The organism is Cycloclasticus sp. (assembly GCF_019090545.1).
GTDB lineage: Bacteria > Pseudomonadota > Gammaproteobacteria > Methylococcales > Cycloclasticaceae > Cycloclasticus > Cycloclasticus pugetii.
Window position 1 is genome coordinate 39,890 of record NZ_JAHRVT010000011.1, and the last position, 22,226, is coordinate 62,115.

24 protein-coding genes are annotated in these 22,226 nt (G+C 42.1%); 11 read left to right on the top strand and 13 right to left on the bottom strand.

Features of this window, described 5'->3' with window-relative positions; all coding sequences use genetic code 11:
* Positions 1-34: 34 nt before the first annotated feature.
* From KUG63_RS02835 to KUG63_RS02870, 8 genes are all read right to left on the bottom strand, one after another.
* Positions 35-511, bottom strand: a complete 477-nt coding sequence (locus KUG63_RS02835; protein WP_020161970.1) for a FixH family protein — start codon at positions 509-511, stop codon at positions 35-37.
* Positions 511-1,899, bottom strand: a complete 1,389-nt coding sequence (gene ccoG / locus KUG63_RS02840) for a cytochrome c oxidase accessory protein CcoG (RefSeq protein ID WP_020932808.1) — start codon at positions 1,897-1,899, stop codon at positions 511-513. Before ccoG ends, KUG63_RS02835 begins: the two co-directional genes overlap by 1 nt.
* Complete coding sequence (locus tag KUG63_RS02845) at positions 1,896-2,138, bottom strand: hypothetical protein (RefSeq protein ID WP_015005559.1); 243 nt, start codon at positions 2,136-2,138, stop codon at positions 1,896-1,898. The genes ccoG and KUG63_RS02845 overlap by 4 nt, the downstream gene beginning before the upstream one ends.
* 7 nt (positions 2,139-2,145) lie before the next feature.
* Positions 2,146-3,036, bottom strand: a complete 891-nt coding sequence (ccoP, locus tag KUG63_RS02850; protein WP_020932807.1) for a cytochrome-c oxidase, cbb3-type subunit III — start codon at positions 3,034-3,036, stop codon at positions 2,146-2,148.
* Positions 3,033-3,206 (bottom strand): cbb3-type cytochrome oxidase subunit 3, encoded by a 174-nt coding sequence (locus tag KUG63_RS02855; RefSeq protein ID WP_015005561.1) that lies wholly within the window; start codon positions 3,204-3,206, stop codon positions 3,033-3,035. Before KUG63_RS02855 ends, ccoP begins: the two co-directional genes overlap by 4 nt.
* 3 nt (positions 3,207-3,209) lie before the next feature.
* A complete protein-coding gene (ccoO, locus tag KUG63_RS02860) occupies positions 3,210-3,818 on the bottom strand; it encodes a cytochrome-c oxidase, cbb3-type subunit II (RefSeq protein ID WP_015005562.1) in 609 nt (202 codons plus the stop codon).
* 15 nt (positions 3,819-3,833) lie between these two features.
* Entirely contained in the window at positions 3,834-5,246 is a 1,413-nt protein-coding gene (gene ccoN / locus KUG63_RS02865) for a cytochrome-c oxidase, cbb3-type subunit I (protein ID WP_020932806.1), read from the bottom strand.
* Positions 5,247-5,401: 155 nt separating this feature from the next.
* Complete coding sequence (locus KUG63_RS02870) at positions 5,402-6,118, bottom strand: helix-turn-helix domain-containing protein (protein ID WP_015005564.1); 717 nt, start codon at positions 6,116-6,118, stop codon at positions 5,402-5,404.
* A gap of 64 nt (positions 6,119-6,182) precedes the next feature.
* Between KUG63_RS02870 and KUG63_RS02875 the strand changes: the two genes are divergently transcribed.
* Both KUG63_RS02875 and ccoS read left to right on the top strand, forming a co-directional pair.
* Positions 6,183-8,639 (top strand): heavy metal translocating P-type ATPase, encoded by a 2,457-nt coding sequence (locus KUG63_RS02875; protein WP_287553943.1) that lies wholly within the window; start codon positions 6,183-6,185, stop codon positions 8,637-8,639.
* Positions 8,632-8,823 (top strand): cbb3-type cytochrome oxidase assembly protein CcoS, encoded by a 192-nt coding sequence (ccoS, locus tag KUG63_RS02880; RefSeq protein WP_015005566.1) that lies wholly within the window; start codon positions 8,632-8,634, stop codon positions 8,821-8,823. Before KUG63_RS02875 ends, ccoS begins: the two co-directional genes overlap by 8 nt.
* Positions 8,824-8,825: 2 nt before the next feature.
* On the opposite strand, the gene KUG63_RS02885 is transcribed toward ccoS, so the two are convergent.
* Positions 8,826-9,509, bottom strand: coding sequence for a sulfite exporter TauE/SafE family protein (locus KUG63_RS02885; RefSeq protein WP_020932804.1), 684 nt, complete (start codon positions 9,507-9,509; stop codon positions 8,826-8,828).
* A 38-nt stretch (positions 9,510-9,547) separates the two neighbouring features.
* On the bottom strand, positions 9,548-10,096 hold the full coding sequence (gene sufT / locus KUG63_RS02890) for a putative Fe-S cluster assembly protein SufT (RefSeq protein ID WP_015005568.1): 549 nt from the start codon (positions 10,094-10,096) through the stop codon (positions 9,548-9,550).
* 124 nt (positions 10,097-10,220) lie between these two features.
* On the opposite strand from sufT, the gene KUG63_RS02895 reads away from it, so the two are divergent.
* Positions 10,221-11,555, top strand: coding sequence for a YihY/virulence factor BrkB family protein (locus KUG63_RS02895; RefSeq protein WP_020161975.1), 1,335 nt, complete (start codon positions 10,221-10,223; stop codon positions 11,553-11,555).
* Between the two features lie 69 nt (positions 11,556-11,624).
* Positions 11,625-13,304: a glutamine--tRNA ligase/YqeY domain fusion protein gene (locus KUG63_RS02900; protein ID WP_015005570.1), complete on the top strand. Its 1,680-nt coding sequence runs from the start codon at positions 11,625-11,627 to the stop codon at positions 13,302-13,304.
* 134 nt (positions 13,305-13,438) lie between these two features.
* Here KUG63_RS02900 and KUG63_RS02905 read toward each other — a convergent pair whose 3' ends face one another.
* The 3 genes from KUG63_RS02905 to KUG63_RS02915 form a co-directional block, all read right to left on the bottom strand.
* Positions 13,439-14,104, bottom strand: coding sequence for an OmpW/AlkL family protein (locus tag KUG63_RS02905; protein WP_016389628.1), 666 nt, complete (start codon positions 14,102-14,104; stop codon positions 13,439-13,441).
* 317 nt (positions 14,105-14,421) lie between these two features.
* Entirely contained in the window at positions 14,422-14,964 is a 543-nt protein-coding gene (locus tag KUG63_RS02910; protein ID WP_015005572.1) for a 3-phenylpropionate/cinnamic acid dioxygenase subunit beta, read from the bottom strand.
* 12 nt (positions 14,965-14,976) lie between these two features.
* Entirely contained in the window at positions 14,977-16,284 is a 1,308-nt protein-coding gene (locus KUG63_RS02915) for an aromatic ring-hydroxylating dioxygenase subunit alpha (protein WP_015005573.1), read from the bottom strand.
* A gap of 131 nt (positions 16,285-16,415) precedes the next feature.
* On the opposite strand from KUG63_RS02915, the gene KUG63_RS02920 reads away from it, so the two are divergent.
* From KUG63_RS02920 to KUG63_RS02950, 7 genes are all read left to right on the top strand, one after another.
* Positions 16,416-17,285, top strand: coding sequence for an alpha/beta fold hydrolase (locus KUG63_RS02920; RefSeq protein WP_015005574.1), 870 nt, complete (start codon positions 16,416-16,418; stop codon positions 17,283-17,285).
* 157 nt (positions 17,286-17,442) lie between these two features.
* Positions 17,443-17,961 carry a zinc ribbon-containing protein gene (locus KUG63_RS02925; RefSeq protein WP_016389623.1) on the top strand — a complete coding sequence of 173 codons (519 nt, stop codon included), beginning with the start codon at positions 17,443-17,445 and terminating at the stop codon, positions 17,959-17,961.
* 181 nt (positions 17,962-18,142) lie between these two features.
* Positions 18,143-19,786 carry an ABC transporter transmembrane domain-containing protein gene (locus tag KUG63_RS02930; RefSeq protein WP_287553947.1) on the top strand — a complete coding sequence of 548 codons (1,644 nt, stop codon included), beginning with the start codon at positions 18,143-18,145 and terminating at the stop codon, positions 19,784-19,786.
* Entirely contained in the window at positions 19,765-19,935 is a 171-nt protein-coding gene (locus KUG63_RS02935; protein ID WP_287553949.1) for a hypothetical protein, read from the top strand. Before KUG63_RS02930 ends, KUG63_RS02935 begins: the two co-directional genes overlap by 22 nt.
* 186 nt (positions 19,936-20,121) lie before the next feature.
* Entirely contained in the window at positions 20,122-20,370 is a 249-nt protein-coding gene (locus KUG63_RS02940; protein ID WP_144276113.1) for a hypothetical protein, read from the top strand.
* Between the two features lie 98 nt (positions 20,371-20,468).
* Positions 20,469-21,032, top strand: a complete 564-nt coding sequence (locus KUG63_RS02945; RefSeq protein WP_020932797.1) for a hypothetical protein — start codon at positions 20,469-20,471, stop codon at positions 21,030-21,032.
* 31 nt (positions 21,033-21,063) lie between these two features.
* Positions 21,064-21,876, top strand: a complete 813-nt coding sequence (locus KUG63_RS02950; protein ID WP_041932944.1) for a hypothetical protein — start codon at positions 21,064-21,066, stop codon at positions 21,874-21,876.
* Positions 21,877-22,226 lie beyond the last annotated feature (350 nt).

Below are 22,226 nucleotides of genomic sequence, written 5' to 3' on the forward strand. Positions count from 1 at the left end.
TCTTATATGGTAATAAGAACCGAGCTTGGCAGTGCTATGGCGTCGTTAAAGTAGACGTTCTTGAGATCTTCCAATGGTTATTAGGTGGAGTGATGTATATATACCATTTGCCTTGTTTGGGTAATTTAAAAGGAGTTTGGTAGATACCGTTGGCTATTTTAACCAAGTTGAGAGTCTGGTCATATTGCTCAAGCGTGGGATGTCGTAGCGCAACGATTAAGTGTGACGGTTGAACCTTAGGGGCATTTAAATGGACGGTAAGAGCGGTACTATTAACACTGACAACTGCTGAGACACCAAGTCTTAGAGCCTTTTCTTCAAGCTGTTTGCTGGCGTTTATGGCGAGCCCCTCTTTGTAATAATCACTTTGGACCAAGGAAGGAGGGTTCCCTTGAGCAATGAGGAAGGTAATTATGCTGGCAACAACGACGCTTAGCGGAAGTAGTATTAAAAACCAGGGCCAAAATTGTTTATACCAAGGGAGGCTGTCTTCACGAAGAGTATTCATCATTAAGGTTCTAATGGGCCAATAAATCGGCCTTCTGATTCAGTTGAAATGCTGGCATCATCTGTTGCTTGCACCGATAAAGTCAGGTTGATTGAGGTTGTATGAAGCGTATCTGGGTCGGCGGATAATTGTAACGGCATTTCTAATACTTGGCCGGCGTTAACATGGATAGGATCTTTGATAGAGGTTTTAATGCCTTCTATACCGGTGACCTTTAAGCTGTAGGTGTGGTCAACAGTATCCATATTTAAGATTTTAATCGTGTAAGTATTACTGATGGTTCCTTCATAATCTTCACGGTATAGTGCATTTCGATCTCTTAGGACATTTAGCTCAACAGCATCCCGTGTTTCAATAGAATAGATAACGCCAGATAAAATACCGATGAGCAGTAGACTGTAGATGACAATTCGTGGCCTTAGCAAGTTAGTTTTCTTGCCTTCCATATGGTTCTCGGTGGTGTATTTAATCAGCCCACGTGGGTAATTCATTTTATCCATAACGTCGTTGCACACATCAATGCAGGCGGCACAGCCAATGCATTCATATTGCAGTCCGTTACGAATATCAATTCCTGTTGGGCAGACTTGAACACATAAACTACAGTCTATACAGCTGCCTAACTGTTTTTCTTTGAAATCCTCGCCTCTTTTTCTCCGCCCTCTAGGTTCGCCTCTTAGGGCGTCATACGAGATCACTAAGGTGTTTTTGTCTAGCATGGCGCTTTGAAAGCGAGCATAGGGGCACATATACATACAGACCTGTTCTCTTAACCAGCCTGCATTGCCATAGGTTGCAAAACTATAAAATAGAAACCAGAAGGTTTCCCATGGACCTAGGTTAAACGAGGCAATGCCCTGTGCTAGATCCCTAATAGGCGTAAAGAAACCGACAAATGTGAAGCCGGTATACAACGAAAAGATCAGCCAAATGGCATGTTTGGTCGCCTTTATACGAAATTTCGTAAAACTATTTGCTTGTTTGTCCAGCTTCATTTGCTGAGAGCGAGTTCCTTCAACTTTTCGTTCAATCCATAAAAAAACTTCGGTCCACACTGTTTGTGGGCAAGCGTACCCACACCATAATCGACCGGCTAGCGCAGTAAAGAGGAATAGTGCAAATGCAGCACAAATTAAAAGTAGGGCAAGATAAATAAAGTCTTGAGGCCAGAAAATCCAATGAAAAATGTAAAATTTACGCTCTGGTAGATCAAATAGTACAACCTGGTGACCATTAAAATTAACCCAGGGAAGGAGGTAATAAAGACCAAGAAGGGTGACTACACCGAGCACTCTTAGGTTAGCAAATAGGCCATGGACTTCACGAGGGTAAAGTTTTTTTCGTTTTTCAAAAAGCGATGACTCTATAGAGTCATTTTTATGAGACGTCATTTTTTTCTGTTTACGCTACGAGAAAATATGATTGAGAATAAGCCACTCCAAGCACAAGCTAGCCAGAAAAAAATAAAGCCTAAGGAGTAAGCGGCGAGATAGGAAATATGATCAAAACCAATCTGTGATGCGATAATGATGGGATCAATGGCACTAAAAACAATGCCGCTAAGGACGCAGGCCATCCAAAAAGATGGCCACAGTGTTCCAATAATGATTCGTTTAGTATCTAAATTCATGCTTAATTTAGTGGCTAGATAAGCTATAGACGTAAGCAGAGAGAATATGGATTTTGTCCTCGCCCAAAAACTCCAAATGAGCTGGCATTTGGCCGTTACGGCCTTTACTAATGGACTCAATTATTTTGTTACGTGAGGCACCATATAACCAAATTTTATCAGCAAGGTTGGGTGCGCCAAGCAAAGGATTGCCGGTTGCATCTGCTTGGTGGCAGGTGGCGCAATAACTTGCAAAAACTTTTTTACCACGTTGAGCATCGGTCGCTTTATGTTGTCTGCCAGTTAAGCTCATCAGGTAGTCTGCAAGGTAACTAATTTGTATGGGTTTGAGGACTGACTCCCAAGCAGGCATAACGCCGGTGCGTCCGTGAGCTATTGTGTGTTGGATATCAGTGGGTTGACCGCCCCAGATCCACTCATTATCCGTGAGGTTGGGGAAGCCTCTAGAGCCGGCAGCGTCAGAACCATGACATTGTGCGCAATAATTAACAAATAAGCGTTGGCCGACTGCATTGGCATCTTTGTTTTCACTTAGCTCAATAATGGGTGTTTCAGCATATTGACTGAAAATAGGACCGTAGGTCTCATTGGCTGCTTGGACTTCATCAGAGTATTTTTTATCCGATGTCCAAGCTAATAAACCGGGGTAATTACCATAACCGGGGTACATTAGTAGGTAGATTAACCCCCACACAATGGTGATGTAGAACAGGTATAACCACCAGCGAGGCATTGGATTGTTCAGTTCCATTAGGTTGCTATCCCAAACATGGCCTGTTGCTTCGCCTTGCTTGGCCTCGCCCTTATTGGGCTTGGCAACCCATCTGATGAGTAGATAGCAGCCAATAATATTTAATAGAATGACAACCGTTACAATGATAGACCAAAAATCACTCATTTCTTATCCTCTTGTAAAGTTGCGCTGATCTCTTCACCTTGAAAGGGGATATTAGCGGCTTCTTCAAACTCTTTTTTACGATCTTTGCTCCATGCCCATATCCAAATGGCAATAAAAAGTACAAATAGCGCTAGTGTCAAAATAGAGCGTAGTGTATTTAGTTCAAACATACGTTATCTCCTTGTGCTGACGTGGGTCCCGAGAACCTGCAAATAGGCAATGAGTGCGTCCATTTCAGTTTTTCCTTTTACAGAATCAGCTGCATTGGCAATGTCTTCGTCTGTATACGGCGTGTTAAGAATGCGAAGGGCGCGCATTTTCTTTGCAATGAGCTCACCATCGACCTTGTTATCCTTAAGCCAAGGGTAGCCGGGCATATTGGATTCGGGCACTACTAAGCGTGGGTTTGTGAGGTGTAAACGATGCCAATCATCACTATAGCGACCGCCAACACGTTGTAAGTCTGGCCCGGTTCTTTTCGAACCCCACTGGAAAGGTCTATCGTACGTAAACTCACCGGCTAATGAGTAATGGCCATAACGTTCTGTTTCTGCACGGAATGGGCGAATCATTTGTGAATGACAGCCATAGCAGCCTTCACGTACATAAACGTCTCGGCCAGCTAACTGTAAAGAATTGTAGGGCAGTAACCCAGACACAGGTTCAGTCGTTTGCTTCATAAAGAATAAAGGGACAATTTCAATCAAGCCGCCAACTGAAATAACGAGGACGATTAAAACAACCATTAACCCAATATTAGTCTCAACTTTTTCGTGACTCATCTTGATGCTCTCCAGTTAAACATGTTGAGGTACAAGAATATTAGAAGCTTCAGAGCCCTTAATAGTTTTGTACACATTGTAAGCCATGATAAGCATGCCAATTAAGAACATGGTGCCACCCAGAAAGCGAATAAGGTAAAAAGGCTGCATACGCAATAAAGACTCTACAAAACTATAAGTGAGTGTCCCGTCATCATTGATTGCGCCCCACATCAACCCTTGCATAACACCAGCAATCCACATGGATGCTACGTAAAGAACAATGCCAATAGTAGCGACCCAAAAGTGTGTTTCAACAAGTGCCATACTAGACATATCTTGTTTACCAAATAGCTTTGGGATTAAATAATACAGAGAACCTATAGTGATCATGGCGACCCAACCTAAAGCACCGGAATGAACGTGCCCGATCGTCCACTCTGTATAGTGAGATAGAGCATTGACAGATTTAATTGCCATCATCGGTCCTTCAAATGTAGACATGCCATAGAAAGACAGCGAAACAATTAAAAACTTTAAAATGGGGTCATGGCGAAGTTTCTGCCAAGCACCTGATAAAGTCATGATGCCGTTGATCATACCGCCCCATGATGGCGCTAATAAAACGATCGAAAAGGCCGCACCTACGGATTGAATCCAGTCAGGTAGGGCGGTGTAATGAAGGTGATGTGGTCCTGCCCACATATAAATAGAAATAAGTGCCCAAAAATGCACAATAGACAAACGGTATGAATAGATAGGCCGTTCGGCTTGCTTAGGAACAAAATAATACATCATGCCTAAAAAGCCAGCGGTTAGGAAAAAACCAACCGCATTATGCCCATACCACCATTGCACCATGGCATCCGTTGCACCAGCGTAGATCGGGTAAGACTCGGTAAGGCTTACAGGGATAGCTAAAGAACGGACAATATGCAAAACAGCGACAGTAAGAATAAAAGCGCCAAAGAACCAATTAGCTACATAAATATGTGGTGTTTTTCGCTTCACGATAGTGCCGAAGAAGACAATGCCATAGGCTACCCAAACAACCGCTAATAGAATATCAATCGGCCAAATTAATTCGGCATATTCACCGCTTTGTGTATAGCCTAATGGGAGCGTAATCGCAGCCAGTACGATAATCAGTGTCCAACCCCAAAAGACAAAGCTAGCCAAGGCGTTAGCAAATAAACGAACTTGACAGGTTCGTTGTACCACATATAAAGAGGTGGCCATTAAACCAGAGCCACCAAATGCAAAAATAACGGCATTTGTATGTAACGGCCGAAGTCGGCTATAGGTTAACCAAGGTAGGTCAAAATTAAGAGCAGGCCAAACTAATTGTGCAGCAATGATGACGCCGACAAGCATACCAACAATACCCCAAACAACGGTCATGATCGAAAATTGTCGAACCACAGTATCGTTGTAGATAAGTGTACTCATACGAGAGCCTCTGTCATTTAAGAGGCTAAAGTATAGGTGCTGTATTGCAGCAAAGAAAGGTCAGCTGGGGCAAACCTGATCTGAATCAGTTTTTCGTTAAATCAAGTTATTTTGTGGGCTTAGCTCGGACTAAATGCTTTGTTTTTTGTGATAAATTAGATAGCCGTCAGTATGTTTTTCAGGCCTTCCAGGTTATTGATTTTAATCCGGCGTCTGTTTTCAAGCGTGATGAGGTTGTCACGTTCAAGTTTGCGTATGCCCCTGCTAACGGTTTCAGGTGAGAGGTTGAGTAAGCTGCCGATTTCACTACGCGATAAGAAAAGGTTGAATTCGGTATAGAAGTAGCCCCGTAGTCGATAGCGATCCGATAAGTCTAATAGCAATGAAACAATACGTTTTTCAGCACTAACTTTACTAGTAGCGTTTGTATTGTTGCTTTGATTTATTGATTTGCTAGCATGCTTGAGTAATTGTTTAAAAATACTTGGGATGTTTTCTTGTAAACTCTCAAGGTCTATTTCACAAATATTGCTGGTTTCAAGTGCATGAATCGAACATTGGTATCTGTCAGTAGCGACCCCATCAAAACCAATAATTTCGCCGGGAAGATAAACACCCATTACATCATCAGATTCATCACTTTTGCTGATAATTTTGACAGAACCAGATTTGAGTGCATATAACGACTTAAAAGGAGAGTTTTGGTGATAAAGAATATCACCCGCTTGCAACAATTTTGTATGGCTGACCGAGTCATCTAGCCGATCAATATCTTGTGGAGCTAAGCCATGAGGTATACATAAATCACCTAGGCTGCAGTTACTACAAGATACAGTTAAATCACGAAATAAATTTTTAGCCGATACGCTCATTCAATCTAAACTATTGAAAATGAATATATTACCTTATTTGAACATGAATTCCACTGTCTAACTGATGACAATTGACACTAAATTAGAAAAAGAAGTTGTTTGCTTTCACTGTGGCCTTGAAGTGCCGAGCACAATGAAGTGGGGTATTAATTTTGATGGGCAGTGGAGAGCCATGTGTTGCCCAGGCTGTGAAGCCGTGGCGCAAGCGATTATAAATAATGGTTTGGCAGATTATTACCAAAAACGTACCGCTTATGCAGTTTCCATGGATTCGTTAAGTGAAGAGCTTGAGTTTAATACGGCTGCATCGTTAGAAACCGATTGCTCTAACGAAGAAGTCATAGAGACCTCACTTATCATCGAGGGGATTACTTGCTCTGCCTGTATATGGTTATTGGAGCGGCAAGTTCAAAAACTACGCGGCGTGGTGTCGTTTAAGATTAATTATGCGACTCGGCGTGGGTTACTTAAAACCATCGGTCACGAGGTTAATATTGCCGATGTACTAACGGCGATAAGAGCCATTGGGTATCAGGCAGTTACCTTTGAGGCGAATAAGCAGTTCCTTAACTTGCAAAAAGAACGCAAAGACTTTCTTAGTAGAATTGGTGTGGCTGTATTTTGTGGTATGCAGGTGATGATGATCACATTAGGTATCTATGTAGCGGACCCAAGTGAAATTGACCCTAATATGTTGCAGTTTTTAAAATGGATTAGCGCCTTATTAACACTGCCGGTCTTATTGTTTTCAGCGAAGCCATTTTTATATGCGGCTTGTCGAGATATTAAAAATAAAATGCCGGGTATGGATGTGCCTGTTGCATTGGGTATAAGCCTGGGTTTTTTTGCCAGCCTTTTTAATACCTACCAAGGTAAAGGTGATACGTATTACGAGTCAGTTTGTATGTTTGTATTATTTCTTATGTTAGCGCGATATGTAGAGTTTCTCACCCGTTGGTACGCGATGAGTTCGAGTGAGCGTATTACACAGGCGGTGCCAATGATGGCTAAACGGATAGCTGAAAACAACGTTACCCATAAAGTTGCAGCAAATTCGTTAGCATTGGGCGATTACATACAAATTAACCCAGGAGAAGTGGTGCCGGCAGATGCAGTTGTTGTGGACGGTGAATCGCAGGTAGATGAGTCAATTTTAACCGGTGAAAGTGAACCGATTCGTAAACGCCTCAATGACAGTGTATTAGGCGGTAGCCATAATTTAGATAACACCTTAATAGCAAAGGTGAGCTGCGTTGGAAAAGACAGTACCTTATCAACCATTGCACGTTTAATCGAACAAGCCCATGCACAGAAGCCTGCTTGGGTCGAAACAGCAGACCGTTTTGCTAGTGTATTTGTTTTAATGGTTATTTTGGTCACCTTGGGTAGCGCTATATTTGGTTATTGGCAAGGTCATGTGGATTGGTTTTCAACGGCCTTGTCGGTCCTAGTGGTGACCTGCCCGTGTGCGTTATCCCTTGCGACGCCAACTGCTTATACAGCTGCGATGAGTGCGTTATTTGACCACGGCATTATTATTACAAAAGGGACTGCGTTAGAAAAATTAGCCAGTATTAATCGGGTCGTTTTTGATAAAACGGGCACGCTCACCGAAGGCAGTATGAATGTATCTGATTGCACTGTGTTTGATGGGCGTGATAAGCAAAGCATAATGGATATAGCCATTAGTTTAGAGCGCTTTTCAGATCACCCTATCGCGCGTGCTTTTAAACATGAAAAAACGGTAAACCCTCAACCAGCCAGCGCAATAGAGCAAACCAATGGCGCCGGTTTAAAAGGCTCGATAGAGGGTAAAACCTATTATATTGGATCTCAGCAATATATTAAGCAGTCATCTGGGTTAATGTTTGAGACTCATAATTCAAATGTAACACAGGTGTATTTGGCTGATGATGTGCAATGCCTCGCTGTTTTTGAAATACATGATGACATAAGGCAGGGGGCTTCTTCAGCTGTTAATTGGTTAAAAAGCGATGGAAAAAAAGTGAGCTTATTAAGTGGTGATAAACTCAGTCCCGTTGCATGGTTAGCGAAAAAAGTAGCTATTGAGGATTTTAAATCGGATGCCACACCGAGTGATAAACTAAAAGAAATCGACCGCATGCAAAGGGGCGGCGAGCAAGTGGCTATGGTGGGTGATGGTGTTAATGATGCGCCCATTTTGGCTAAGGCGGATGTTTCTATTTCTGTTTCTGGTGCAAGTCAATTGGCACGTGCATCATCGGATATCTTGTTAATGAATAATGATATGCAAAACCTTCAACACGTCTTTAAGCTATCAAAAAAGACCAAGGCAATTATTAAGCAAAATATGGCTTGGGCACTGGTATATAACATTGGTGCTTTACCATTAGCAATGGCAGGGCATGTAGAGCCTTGGCAAGCAGCACTCGGCATGTCGATTAGTTCCTTGGTGGTTGTTTTAAACTCTTTTCTCTTGCGCTTTGTGCTCCCAGCAGCCAGTAAGAGCAAAAAAATATCGAGGTTACACGTTGGATAGCTTGTATTTTTTAATTCCCGTATCGGTTGTTTTGCTGGTGCTAATAGCCGCTATTTTTTTATGGGCGGTGCGGTCTGGGCAGTTTGATGATTTAGAGGGGCCGGGCCACAGTATTTTGTATGAAGAAGAGAATGAAGAATTAGGTGCTGATGACAACAAGGCTGACAATAAAACAGACAAATAACGTTACTGCATAGACATACCCATGGGGTTAATTAATTTAAACACCGCAAAAATAATAATTAAGCCACCAACACTGCGTCGAATAAGTAGTGAGCGTGTAAATTGGGTTAGTTTTTCTGACGCTATTCCCATGGTCATTAACATCGGTAAGGTGCCTAGGCCAAAACTTAACATAATTAAGGCGCCATTTAGAGGGTGCGCGCTGGCAAGACTCCATGCCAGTGCAGAATAGACCAGTCCACATGGCAGCCAGCCCCAGATAATACCGAGGAGAAACGCATCACGTTTATGTTGGATGGGTAATAGTTGACGACTAAGTGGCGACAGGCGTTTCCATAAGCGTTGGCCAAAACGCTCTAAGTAACTGAGAAAATTTAGCCAGCCTAAGAGGTAAAAACCGAAGGCAAGCATAAAAATAGACGTTAAGTACTTTGAAAACAACATCAACGCGGCTGTATCCATTGGCGAAAGAGCCACATGGCTTATGCTACCAGCTAAAAAACCAATAAAACTATAACTAAGAATACGCCCAGCATTATAGGACAGTGTTTTTGTAACAGTTTGATAACTAGACGAATTCGTTTGTTGGCTTAATATGCCGACTATTCCTCCACACATTGGAACACAATGGGTAGACCCCAATAGACCAAAGGTAAATGCAATAAAGTAAGTGCTTTGTGTCAACAAGGGGTAGCAATAACGGCTTTAGCAGATAAGCGCAGCGTCTAAAGCATCCCTAGTTGAAGTTTTGCAGCTTCAGACATCATGTTTTGATTCCAAGGCGGGTCTAAAACAACCTCTACTTCAACAGTCTCAACCCCTTCCATATGCTTAATACCCGATTCAATATCAGCTTGAATAACCGGGCCCATGCCACAACCCGGTGCGGTTAGGGTCATTGTAACGTGTACATGATTCAAGCCGTCAGTTAGGGCGCGAACGGTGCAATCATAAATTAGCCCAAGGTCAACGACATTGACCGGTATTTCAGGGTCGTAGACGGTTTTCATAAAAGCCCAACAAGCTTCACGCACTGATTCAGGGTCTGTGCCGGTTTCATAAGCATGAACAACTTCAACTTCCTTACCTAAAACATCAGCATCAATGGCTGAAATTCGAGCAATAATACCTGTTTCGCTTGATACGGTATAAGAGCCGCCCAGTGACTGCATGATGGTAACGACATCACCTTTTTTGAGCCGAACATGGATCCCCGCAGGGATAACGATGGCATTAACGTCTCTGTTTAGTTCGATGGATTCTTGTTCTGACATAAAAAAAATAAAATGAAAAGTGAGATTGCGTAAATGATACCTGTGTTGTTTACGAAAAGCGAAGCCTGTAGGATATTTGAGGGAAAAAAAGAACAGACAATAACAAAGGCCTGGGAGCTAATACGTGCAAAAAAATAAATTTAACTTGCAAGATAAAGTCACCTCGTTGCTCTGGCCAGATGAAACAGGGCTGTCACCATTCCATCTACTGTTATTGAAAATATTACGTGTGGTATACGTGTCTGTCACAGATTTAATGGAAGGGCAGCTAAGCCTAAGGGCGATGAGTTTGGTTTATACCACGCTGTTATCCATTGTGCCCTTATTGGCGTTGAGCTTTTCCGTGTTAAAAGCAATGGGTGTGCATAATGAAATTGAGCCTTTCCTATTTCAATTTTTAGCACCGCTTGGTGAGCAAGGCACCCAAATTGGTGAAAATATAATTGGGTTTATCGATAATATAAAAGTCGGGGTGCTCGGCTCGGTTGGCTTAGGTTTGTTAATTTACACCGTTTTGTCGCTAGTCCAAAAAATAGAAAATGCATTCAATATGATTTGGCATGTTGAAACGACCCGTAGCATTGGAGAGCGATTTAGTAGTTACTTGAGTGTTATTTTAATTGGCCCAGTTATGATGGTTTCTGCGATAGGGGTAACCGCTACCATCATGAGTTCCTCTATTGTGACTTATTTTGCGACCATCGAGCCTTTTGGTAGTTTGATTGTGCTAGCAACCAAATTGCTGCCTTATCTCATGGTGATGGGCGCCTTTACATTTATCTATATGTTTGTGCCCAATACGCGTGTGCGCCTATCAGCGGCTTTAATCGGGGCAATCGTAGCAGGGTTTTTATGGGAATCATCAGGCCTTTTATTTGCAACATTTGTTGTTAATTCAACGAAGTACACAGCTATTTACTCCAGTTTTGCTGTAGTGATTATGCTGTTGATTTGGCTCTATATCAGTTGGTTAATTTTACTGTTTGGCTCTAACCTTGCCTTTTATGTGCAAAACCCATCGTCTCTCAGGGTCGATAGGGGCGGTTTTGAAATAAGTAATCGAGTTAAGGAACGCATTGCTCTATTGTTAATGCAATTGGTTGGTGAAAAACATTATGCAGGGGAGAAGCCGCCTACAATGGCTGATTTAACCGGTGATATCTCTGCACCACATACAGTCGTTCGTTATGTTCTTAAAAAACTGATAGCGCAACATCTAGTGATAGGGACGAATGAGACACCGGTTGCTTATTTACCGGCCAAATCATTGGATGTTTTACTATTAAGCGATGTTATACAAGCGGTTCGATGTGCAGAAGAAGACCACTTCTTGGCGGCTAATGTACTAACATTAAAAAGCCAATCATTAGAGCTCGTTAATGGAATTGATAAGGCCATTAGTGCCTCTTTAGGCAATAAAACAGTGCGTGACTTGGTTGTTGATAGTAAGCAGCAGTGACTTTTTAAAGACGTTACCCGCAAGATGCTTTAAAATTCGGCGCTTAATTTAGAATTAGGTGTTCCGTCGATGAATGATAAGAAGATTGAGTCAAGCCCGAGTAATTTTATACGTACTATTATCGATGCCGATATAGCGTCGGGCAAGCATCAGCAAGTCATCACACGTTTTCCGCCCGAGCCAAATGGCTATTTGCATATTGGGCACGCAAAATCTATTTGTCTTAATTTTGGTATTTCACAAGACTACAACAATTCTGTTTGTCATTTACGGTTTGATGATACAAACCCCGGTAAAGAAAAGTCAGAGTATATTGATGCTATTAAAGAAGATGTGCAATGGCTCGGTTTCGATTGGGGAGAGAACCTTCACCATACCTCTGACTACTTTGATCAACTGTATGCCTATGCAGTTCAGCTGATAAAAAAAGGCAAGGCATATGTAGATAGCTTGTCTGCAGAAGACATTCGGCTTTACCGAGGTAATTTGACGGAACCCGGTAAAAATAGCCCATTTAGGGAGCGGTCTATTGATGAGAACATCGATTTATTAGAACGCATGAAAAATGGGGAGTTTGCTGAAGGTGAGCATTTATTACGTGCAAAAATTGATATGGCCGCACCGAATATCAATATGCGTGACCCAGCCATTTACCGCATTAAAAATATGTCACACCCTATGACGGGTAATAAGTGGCATATCTACCCAATGTACGATTTTGCTCATTGTGTATCAGATGCCATTGAAGGCATTACACACTCGCTTTGTACGCTTGAATTTGAAGATCACCGTCCTTTGTATGATTGGTTTTTAGATGAATTGCAAACGCCAGTACACCCACAACAGATTGAGTTTTCTCGTTTAAACCTCGATTACACGGTTATGAGCAAACGTAAACTGCACGAATTAGTAGAGGGCGGTTATGTTAATGGCTGGGATGACCCGCGTTTACCAACGCTAAGCGGAATGCGTCGACGCGGTTATACGGCCAATGCTATACGTGATTTTTGTTCACGAATTGGGGTTACCAAAAAAGATAATATTGTTGAAATGAGCGTGTTAGAAAACTCATTACGAGAAGATTTAGATGATAACTCGCCCAGAGCATTGGCGGTTTTAGACCCTATTAAGTTAGTTATTGATAACTATCCAGAAGATCAAGAAGAAATATTACGTGGCGTCAATCATCCCAAAAAGCCGGAACAGGGGCAGCGTGATATTCCCTTCTCCAAGGTGTTATATATTGAACGAAGCGACTACATGGAAGGTGCTCCAAAGAAATTTTTCCGCTTAACCGAAGGCCGTGAAGTGAGGCTGCGCTTTGCTTACTATGTCACGTGCACCCATGTTGTGAAAGATGCAAACGGTGAGGTAACAGAAGTTCACTGTACCTACGACCCTGAAACGCGCGGTGGAAAGTCGGAAGATGGTCGTAAGGTAAAAGGCACCATTCATTGGGTATCAGCAAAACACTCAGTTAACGCAGAAGTCAGGCAATACGATCGTTTGTTTAGCATTCCTGCGCCAGCCTCAGAAAGTGATCAGGACTATAAAACGTTTATTAATAACGAGTCAGTACAGGTACTAAAAAATTGCCAGCTAGAAGCATCGTTATCCACTGCGGGATCATCAGCTTATCAATTTGAACGTCAAGGGTATTTTTGCCAAGACAGTGTGGACTCAACACCAGAAAACCTTGTGTTTAATCGAATTGTAACGCTGAGAGATTCTTGGGCTAAAAAGAAGTAAATGGGTTGTTACTAAACAAGGAAACAGTGTTAATCACCAAGTCATCTGGTGAATAAATGCTTGGCTGAAAAAACAGTGTATTTAAAAAGCCCAACCGCCGATGGTGGTTGGGCTTTTTAAGGCGACAACATTTTTTAGAATGTACGGCCTATACCAATACCCCAAACGATAGGGTCTATATCAATATCTACTTTGATATTGGCGCCATTTTTAATATGCGCATCCGCTTCGATATCAATGTACTTAACATCAAAGTTAACAAACCAGGTGTCATTCAGGTCAATATCAACACCTGCTTGTGCAGCAAGTCCCCATGAATCATCTATCTCAAGGTCTGCTCCGGGTGCATCTAAAGCCCCTTTTACAGTCGAGTCAAAGAAGTGAGTATAGTTAATACCGGCGCCTACATAAGGGCGGATATTTGATGTTGGTGCAAAATGATATTGCAAGGTTAGAGTAGGTGGTAATACTTTAGTATCGCCAATTTGGTTTAAGCCACCTAAAGAACCACCAGCATCAACTTTATGCTCGGTGTACGCTAAAATCAGCTCTAAACCCCAATGAGGATCGAGCATATAGGTAAAGTCTAGCTCTGGCATAATGTCTGAATTAACAGACGCGCCACTGCCAGCTACCGATGCGCCATTTATACTGACACTGCTACTGTCGTCTTGAGGGTCAACACTAATAATTCGACCTCGAACAATAAGGTCACCCGTTTCATAAGATAACGAAGGTGTTGCTATAACAGTTAAACCTAAGGCCGCACATAAAACAGTCGTGTTTTTGATAAGCTTCATTCATCCATCTCCATAGTTAAGAATTGTTAAAAGCCAAAGCGGCTAATGACAAATACCTTAGTAAAGAGGCTGTGTTTTCTTCTATGATCTATATCAGAGATCGGCGAAATGCATCTCTACAGAGGGGTGAACGCTAATTAAAATGAGATGAGTCAATTTTTTTAAAAAAATGACGGCAAAAACTTAGTGCTTAAAGCTCTAATAGTTAAGGTTTATGGCCCTGATTTTTTACAGGTGGTTATCATTCCTAAGGTTGCGTTGTTAAGGCATTGGCTGAAAAACCACCTGTAAAAATTTAACAGGCTATTGGGTTGTTTTTATAAGAAAACGTTAAGGTTTTTGCTTAATAACGAGGTGAAGTCAGGTGTTATTTTGCGTTTAGCAACCTTAAAAGAACCATCGGCTTCGCGTAAGACATCATCCCGTTTGGCAAGTAACCAATACTCTTCACGCTCTAATCTGCTTCTGTAAACTAATGTATTAGATCGCACCTTGATTTCACCTGCGGCGTCGCCTAGCTCCACTTCAACATTAGAAACAATATGTCGATAGCGTGTGCGCGGGTCTTCTGCCCAAGCGGCGCCACTATGAAGCCTTGCCACACGTAATTGCAAACTGGGCAAAGTTTCATTGTAATGGTTCATATTGCTGGTTGAATCGGGTTTTTCATCCTTGCGAAACACGCTTTCTCTTGCGGGCATCCAGTACTGTAAGTCTTCTGCTAGCATCGAAAACCAAGTTTCATAGTCTTCATCGTCTAATGCGCGTGCTTCTTGATTATAAAATTGGTTTACTTTATACCAAAGTAACATTTGATCAGTATCAGTCATTTTAGTTTGTATGTTTGTTGTTGTAGTCATCTGAATTACCCTTTAACGGAACTTAGGAATATCGTCCCAAGAATCGGCGCTTAAATAGTCCATCCAGCGTTGATAAAACGCTAATTGATTAACATCGCTGTACATTGGTTTACTGATGTTGCCAGGTAATTCGGGGTCATCTCGGCGACTGGTTCCTGATCTTAATCCATAGTGCAGGCTTTGTTTTCGGGTTACAACGCCTTCATTGGCTTGAGTAGCATTTTCCCAGTTTTCACCATCGTCCATTTCAAAAATACCACTGGGTGAAAAGGTCATTACACAGGCGTTTTGAACAATTTCCCTGATATGGTCAGGCATGCTTTTGTTAACCATCGTCCAAGCACGTAATTCAAATTGTCTTGGGCCCTTTGGTAACCAAGTTCTCATGGTGTTAATGCCGGGTAAAAATGAAAAATTGGGGAAAACCGTTGCCGATATAACTGAGCCATATAATTTACGAGCACGAAGCTCACCAAGGCGTTTAGCCATGTTTTTACGCTCATTCTCAAAGTATTCGACCAACGTTGGGTCACCACTGGATATAAGTGCTAAAGTGCCCACACCATCGGTGCCGCCTTCCCAGCCATGGCCATTTGCGTTGGCATGAAAAGATTCAGGGTCGACTGGCATGTACTCAGGTACTTCGCCACCTTTACTAACCGCTCTTGTGCCTGAGGCATGTGTCCAACCAACATGAAGTGAGTCGCCAACAAAGTTTTCGGCACCGAACTTCCAGTTAGCGTTGTACATATTCTTGATGCAACCACCAATAAATTCGGTTCCTTCTTCGGTTTGGTCAAGAATAACATCTAAATACCAGCGAAAATCGCCCAAAAAGTCTTCTAGTCTGGGTGCTTCATCGTCAAAACAAGCAAATACCAATCCTTTGTAGGTTTCAACACGTGCATTTTGTAAACCGTGTTCAGCTTTATTAATATACCCTTCATAATGCGTTTCTTCATGCATCCCCAATAGGGCGCCATCGGTGCCAAAAGCCCATCCATGATAATTACAAGTAAACTGCCTAGCTTGCCCGCGGTCTGCAAAGCAAATACGGTTGCCACGATGAGTGCATGAATTTGTAAACACATGGATATTGCCATCTTTGTGGCGAGAAACAATCACGTTATCTTGTCCCATATAAGTAGTAACAAAATCACCTGTGTTTTTTACCTGACTTTCATGAGCGACAAATAACCATGATTTAGCAAATAGTTTTTCGAGCTCCAGCTGGTAAATCCAATCTTCCCAAAAAATACGTCGGTCGATGCGACCATTTTGTAGATCAACCATCGACTTAAGTTCTTCAATCCGGCTCATTTGTCTTATTCTCCAGTGTGTTGTATTTAAATTTAAACCAAACTATCATTAGTTTTAACTTTATAAGAATATCTTAATATTGGATGTTCAACAACAAATCAGCAAACACAATTTAAAATAAGGAGAACACAATGAGCAGTATCTGGACAGATCTTATGGGCGTTGAGTACAGCCAGAAATATTACGATGTTAAGGGTATTAAAACCCGTGTTATAGAGGCAGGTAGTGGTCCCGTTTTAATTTTTTTACACGGAACCGGCGGGCATGCTGAGGCCTACGTTAGAAATATTGAAGAACACGCGAAACACTTTCATGTTTATGCCTACGACATGATTGGTCACGGCTATACAGATAGACCCGACTGTGAATACGATATGGATGATTTTGTTGAACATTTGGTTAACTTTATCGACACAATAGGGGCGGATAAAGTGTATTTGTCTGGCGAATCGTTAGGGGCAATGGTGGCATCGTGGACAGCTATAAAACACCCTGAAAGAGTTATTAAACTAGTACAAAATACGGGCATCCTAATGGCACCAAACGGTGAAGGGAAAGCCGAATTAGCCGATGCGCTGGAACGTTCAAAAAAAGCAGCGGGTCAATTAACTAAAGAGATCGTGCGAGCTAGAATGAGCTGGTTGATGGCTGAGCCTGAAAAAACATTAACTGACGAGATTATAGATGTTCGTTATCAAATCTATGATCAGCCCGGTATGTTGCCGGTGATGGGGAAAATTGCCAATAGTATTTTAGGGGGTGTTATTAATGATCAATGGTGCGATAAATGGGTTAACCCTGAATCCATGCGCAACATTCAATGCCCTACATTGGTTTTATGGACACGACACAACCCAGGTCAGCCTGTTGAGTTAGCGCAAGAAGGCATGAAGAAAATTCCTAATGCACGGATGATTATTTTGGAACAAAGCGCGCATTGGCCGCAATGGGAAGAACCAGAAGAGTTCAATAAACTGCATTTAGAATTCTTGCTCGAATAATTCAACTTTATCGCTCTGTGTTAAGAGAGGTGGCGCTAAGGTAATAATCGCAAAAAATTGCGATAAATCATTTCGTTTGTTTCTTTGTGTGTTATTTTTTAGTAAAGCGAGTCGCCTTTCTATAGGCGACTTTTTGAAAACTAAACCGGAGAATGAAATGAAAAACCAACAAAGCAGTGATTTTATTGATGTACTCGGTGCAGTTTACGAAAGACTATTTGAACAGGTTGTCGAGGGCTTTCATAAAGCGGAAAAAGCCTCTGCACCGGTGCTTCATCAACTAATAGATGATGCAAAAGAAGAAGCCGTTAAGCTCGAAAAGGTTACTAGGGATGAAGGCGAAAAGTTAGCTCAATGGTTAAAGCAAGATATTCATGAAGCGGCTCATTACCTTACAGAAACAGGGCAAGAGTTAGAAGACTGGCTTGGTTTTGAAAGCAATATCTTGCAAAGTGTAGCCTTAGAAAAGCTACTTAAAACGGCAGATAAGGCAACGGTACAAATGTTGGCGCTAAAAATGGAATTGGCCCGGCGCATGACTCCACACACGGGTGAAGTAACAGGGGCAGGTACGCTGGTGTGTGATAAATGCGGCGAGAAACTACATTTCCATAAAGCCGGCAAAATCCCTCCTTGTCCAAAATGCCACGCCACTGAGTTTCACCGTGGGCATTAAATAATTCCTGTCTGGCTTAAAGAGGCTTATTGCTCATAACCAGCAAGGTAAGATAGAACCATTTTCATACCTTAATGGGGCGGTTGATTAGTGGTAAGCCTTAACAAGGCCGGTGGTCACTAACTGGGTATTTGTTATGCCTTAAACCCCCAAATAACTTTAAGAGAGAAAGTTTCAGCTAATGGCGCAAGCAAATAATTCCGATCAACCAAACAGCGCCAAACCAAAACGCGTTATTTCATTAAAAGATTTATGGCCTTTTTTAAGGCCTTATCGCTTACAGCTGGCTATTGCTTTTGTCTTATTAAGCTTGGCGTCTGCCACCTTACTGTTAGTACCTTTAGCCTTTCGTGATTTAATTGATGTAGGCTTTGGTAATAACGATGCTACAACCCCCGCTATTAATATTAATACCAAGTTTGGTGTACTGTTTGGCTTGGCTGCTTTTTGGGCGCTGATGGTAGCTTCGCGCTTTTATGTGGTTTCATGGATAGGTGAGCGAGTAACGGTAGACTTACGTAGCGGGGTGTATGCCCGTGTACTAAGGCAATCACCGCAGTTTTTTGAAACGCTACAAACCGGTGAAGTACTGTCTCGTTTAACTGGCGATACAACGCTTATTCAAACGGTTGTCGGTAGTTCGGCATCCATGGGCCTACGCAGCTTGTTTCAGTTTACGGGCGGTATGATCATGCTAGCGGTCACCAGCTTTTACTTGTTTTCGATCAATATTGGATTAATGATCTGTTTGATTTTTCCCATTATCTTAATTGGTCGCTCAGTCAAAAAGCTGTCACGTGAGTCGCAAGATCGTATTGCCGACAGCTCCGCCATGGCGGGTGAAATTTTAAACGCCATGCCCACGGTGCAATCGAATACACAAGAAACGCGAGAAATTGATCGTTTTACCCAGAGCGCACAGTTGAGCTTTTTAGCCGCAATGCGCAGAACAAAGGTAAGAGCCTTATTGACGGCGGTGATTATTACAGCCGTGATGGGTACGATAATTTTTGTATTGTGGCTAGGTGCGCGCCAAGTGAGTGACGGCATAATGACCGGTGGCGAACTCGCCTCATTCGTCTTATATGCCGCCATGGTGGCTGGTAGCGTTAGCACCATAGCGCAGGTATGGGGTGATATTATGCGCGCAGCAGGCGCCACCGAGCGATTACTTGAATTGCTGCATGCAGAAACAGCCATTACCGATACGCCAACCCCAGTTCCATTAGCCAGTGTATCTCAGGCCGATATTCAATTTACCGACGTCACATTTTACTATCCATCGCGGCCAGCTACCCCCGCTTTAAACAACGTGAGCTTGCATATTAACGCAGGGGAAACTCTTGCCTTAGTGGGGCCATCCGGCGCCGGTAAAACCACCATTTTTCAATTATTGTTAAGGTTTTACGAAACGCAAAGTGGCAGCATTGCCATCAATGGCCAAGCGATTAATGAGATTAGTTTAGATGACTTACGGCGCTTAATAGCCATTGTCCCGCAAGACCCAGTTATATTTTCTGCCAATGTATTAGAAAACATTCGTTACGGGCAGCCCAATGCCACCGATGAAGCAGTAATCGCCGCGGCCAATGCCGCCCAAGTTGCGCCATTTATTCCGCAGCTACCCGATGGTTACAACACCTTCCTAGGTGAACGCGGTACACGTTTATCGGGTGGGCAACGGCAACGCATTGCCATCGCCCGCGCGATACTAAAAAACGCACCTATTTTATTATTAGACGAGCCACCAGCGCATTGGATGCAGAATCTGAAATACTCGTACAAGAAGGGCTTAATGCCGCCATGCAAAATAGAACCACGCTGATTATTGCCCACCGCTTAGCCACGGTACAAAAGGCCGATAAAATTGTCGTTATGGAAAATGGCGAAGTAGTAGAAACAGGCGATGCGACCGAATTACGCAAAAAAGGTGGTTTGTACGCAAGGCTTGCTGAATTGCAGTTTGAAGGTTAATTGTAAGGGGTAATTTATTAATCAAGCTGGCCGACCCCTTGATTCTCCTTCCGTGCTATGGGGGTTTTTGATCATAGCGTTTTTGAGCCTATAGGTGTTGATGGACACTTTACAGCTGAAAGAGAGCGGATGTGGGCGTTACACGAAAAGCATGTAACTTCAGGCATGGCTCCCGGAGCGGTATATATGAGTAATCCAATAATGACTTCGGGACACCCAACGTATTTAACTAGGCTGTGTGACTATTACGCTCAGATTATTAGAAATAATGACCCCATGCTTGATGAAAGACATTTTATAAACGACCTTTATGGTCAAGGTGGGTTGTCACATCCAGATAAGTACAATTTTGAATGGCGGATGGACAGTCTTGATTTAGGGTTGCTTGATAAGAAAAATGATGTTTTCTTCAGTATACATAAAGGGCATATGTAGCATAGTTAGAAACTTTGTATAACAATCGTGGGCATGCGGGCAAATTTTTTGCTGCGCTACAAATTTGCTGAAAAGCGCTAAGTTTAGTTCTTTAAAATATGACACCAGAGCAACTACATATTTACACGGAAGAAACATATATTCATGCGCAATTAGCGTTGTCGAATTATCAAACGTTTAGGAATATTGTTGATAACCCAGATACCCGGCAACATAAGGAGGCATGGATGTATCTTCAAAGTTTTTTGTCACATTTTGGAATGGTTTCTAAATTGTTATTTGCTCCAACAGGTAACAGGCGCGCAAAAGACCGCGCAACCGAACTTAGTGCACATTTAGAAACAAGTAATGTTAGTGCTCTAAACAATAGGGATGCCAGAAATGCTGTAGAGCACCTTGATGAAAGAATGGATAATTGGCTGGATGCCGACCACAAAGGGATACTAGAAAATATATTCGAAGCGGAAAAAGACTTTGCTTATCTATCTCCTGATAGGTGGATTGTTCGTAGAGTCTTTATTTTGGCTGAGTCCTTGTTTGTTACTGAAGAGCGAGAAGGGCCTAAGAAAATGGAAATTTTGCCTTTAATTGAGGAGTTGAATAGGCTGAATGATCTATGTTATCTAAAACTGAATAGTGAAAACCCATATTATATAATTTAATCAAACCTCGGTTAACAATGGAAATACAGACATGAAAAATAAATCAGGGTGGGTATTCGGCACATTAATGATATTGATAGTGCTTACTATATTTTTCTTCATGGGCTTATCAGTTGGCCTAGGTTCACAAGGAGACCTTGTCTTATCTAGTGATACTCTTTCAGCATGGGTGTCAGCGCTGGCAACGGTATGTATAGCAATATTGACTATTTTCCTAGCAAAAGAAACGTGGGCGTTACGGCAGGTTCAACTGTCTCAAATAGAGCAAATTAGAAAGGATTCCATTAAGCCAAATGTTGACATATACCTAAAGTCATCACATGCGGGGTTTAACTTTATGGACGTTTATATTATTAATAATGGATTTGGGGTGGCTCAGAATATTAAATTCAACTTTGCCAATAAAAATTCACAAGCGGAAGATGTGTTCCAAGAGTTGAATAAGAAATATGAAAAGCTTTCTATGTTGGCAAATGGCATATCTTCTCTAGGCGCAGGAGATAAGCGGTCAAGCTTCATATTTAGCTTTATTGAACTACATGCCTCATTTGGTGATAGGGCGCTCGAATATCAATCAGAAGTTGATATACGGTACCAAGATAATGAAGGTAAAGACTATGTGTCGCGCGCATATTTTAACTTTTCTGAATACAAAGGTATTACTGAGTTAGGCGATGGTGACCCGCTTCGTAAAATATCTAGAATTCTCGAAAAAATACAAAAAGACATTGGGCATTTTTCGAGTGGTTTTAAAAAACTAAAGGCGGATATTTATACAAGTGATGATCGAGAAAGAGAAAGGGAGGAATGGGAAGAGGATAGAAAACAAAATGAAAATAGCTAACAAATAGCTTGTTCGGCTTCTCAACCACGTGAGCAAGAAAAAGCATAACCAGTTGAGGCTGATGCCCAATAAATAAAAAACTATATTTGACATGCCATGATGCCGGTTCAGCACATAGAAATACACATGAGCATTTAGTTATTATTACTTAGGCTGAAATCACGGGGGTGGGTGGTAGTGACTAATCATTATCTTAGACAGAGCTAATTTAAAAGTAGCCCCTGAGTAGCCCCCAATAAAAAAGCCCTAGCGTTTTCACGCTAAGGCTTTGATATATGGCTCCTCCGACTGGACTCGAACCAGTGACCCAATGATTAACAGTCATTTGCTCTACCAACTGAGCTACAGAG

Coding starts and splice junctions, on each gene's coding strand:
- KUG63_RS02925 (WP_016389623.1), top strand. CDS start 17,443: ATGAAAAACCAACAAAGCAGTGATTTTATTGATGTACTCGGTGCAGTT.
- KUG63_RS02930 (WP_287553947.1), top strand. CDS start 18,143: ATGGCGCAAGCAAATAATTCCGATCAACCAAACAGCGCCAAACCAAAA.
- sufT (WP_015005568.1), bottom strand. CDS start 10,096: ATGTCAGAACAAGAATCCATCGAACTAAACAGAGACGTTAATGCCATC.
- ccoO (WP_015005562.1), bottom strand. CDS start 3,818: ATGAGTCACGAAAAAGTTGAGACTAATATTGGGTTAATGGTTGTTTTA.
- KUG63_RS02940 (WP_144276113.1), top strand. CDS start 20,122: ATGAGTAATCCAATAATGACTTCGGGACACCCAACGTATTTAACTAGG.
- KUG63_RS02905 (WP_016389628.1), bottom strand. CDS start 14,104: ATGAAGCTTATCAAAAACACGACTGTTTTATGTGCGGCCTTAGGTTTA.
- KUG63_RS02915 (WP_015005573.1), bottom strand. CDS start 16,284: ATGAGCCGGATTGAAGAACTTAAGTCGATGGTTGATCTACAAAATGGT.
- ccoN (WP_020932806.1), bottom strand. CDS start 5,246: ATGAGTACACTTATCTACAACGATACTGTGGTTCGACAATTTTCGATC.
- KUG63_RS02845 (WP_015005559.1), bottom strand. CDS start 2,138: ATGAATTTAGATACTAAACGAATCATTATTGGAACACTGTGGCCATCT.
- KUG63_RS02875 (WP_287553943.1), top strand. CDS start 6,183: ATGACAATTGACACTAAATTAGAAAAAGAAGTTGTTTGCTTTCACTGT.
- KUG63_RS02920 (WP_015005574.1), top strand. CDS start 16,416: ATGAGCAGTATCTGGACAGATCTTATGGGCGTTGAGTACAGCCAGAAA.
- KUG63_RS02910 (WP_015005572.1), bottom strand. CDS start 14,964: ATGACTACAACAACAAACATACAAACTAAAATGACTGATACTGATCAA.
- KUG63_RS02950 (WP_041932944.1), top strand. CDS start 21,064: ATGAAAAATAAATCAGGGTGGGTATTCGGCACATTAATGATATTGATA.
- KUG63_RS02870 (WP_015005564.1), bottom strand. CDS start 6,118: ATGAGCGTATCGGCTAAAAATTTATTTCGTGATTTAACTGTATCTTGT.
- KUG63_RS02900 (WP_015005570.1), top strand. CDS start 11,625: ATGAATGATAAGAAGATTGAGTCAAGCCCGAGTAATTTTATACGTACT.
- KUG63_RS02945 (WP_020932797.1), top strand. CDS start 20,469: ATGACACCAGAGCAACTACATATTTACACGGAAGAAACATATATTCAT.
- ccoP (WP_020932807.1), bottom strand. CDS start 3,036: ATGAGTGATTTTTGGTCTATCATTGTAACGGTTGTCATTCTATTAAAT.
- KUG63_RS02935 (WP_287553949.1), top strand. CDS start 19,765: ATGCAAAATAGAACCACGCTGATTATTGCCCACCGCTTAGCCACGGTA.
- KUG63_RS02855 (WP_015005561.1), bottom strand. CDS start 3,206: ATGTTTGAACTAAATACACTACGCTCTATTTTGACACTAGCGCTATTT.
- KUG63_RS02835 (WP_020161970.1), bottom strand. CDS start 511: ATGATGAATACTCTTCGTGAAGACAGCCTCCCTTGGTATAAACAATTT.
- ccoG (WP_020932808.1), bottom strand. CDS start 1,899: ATGACGTCTCATAAAAATGACTCTATAGAGTCATCGCTTTTTGAAAAA.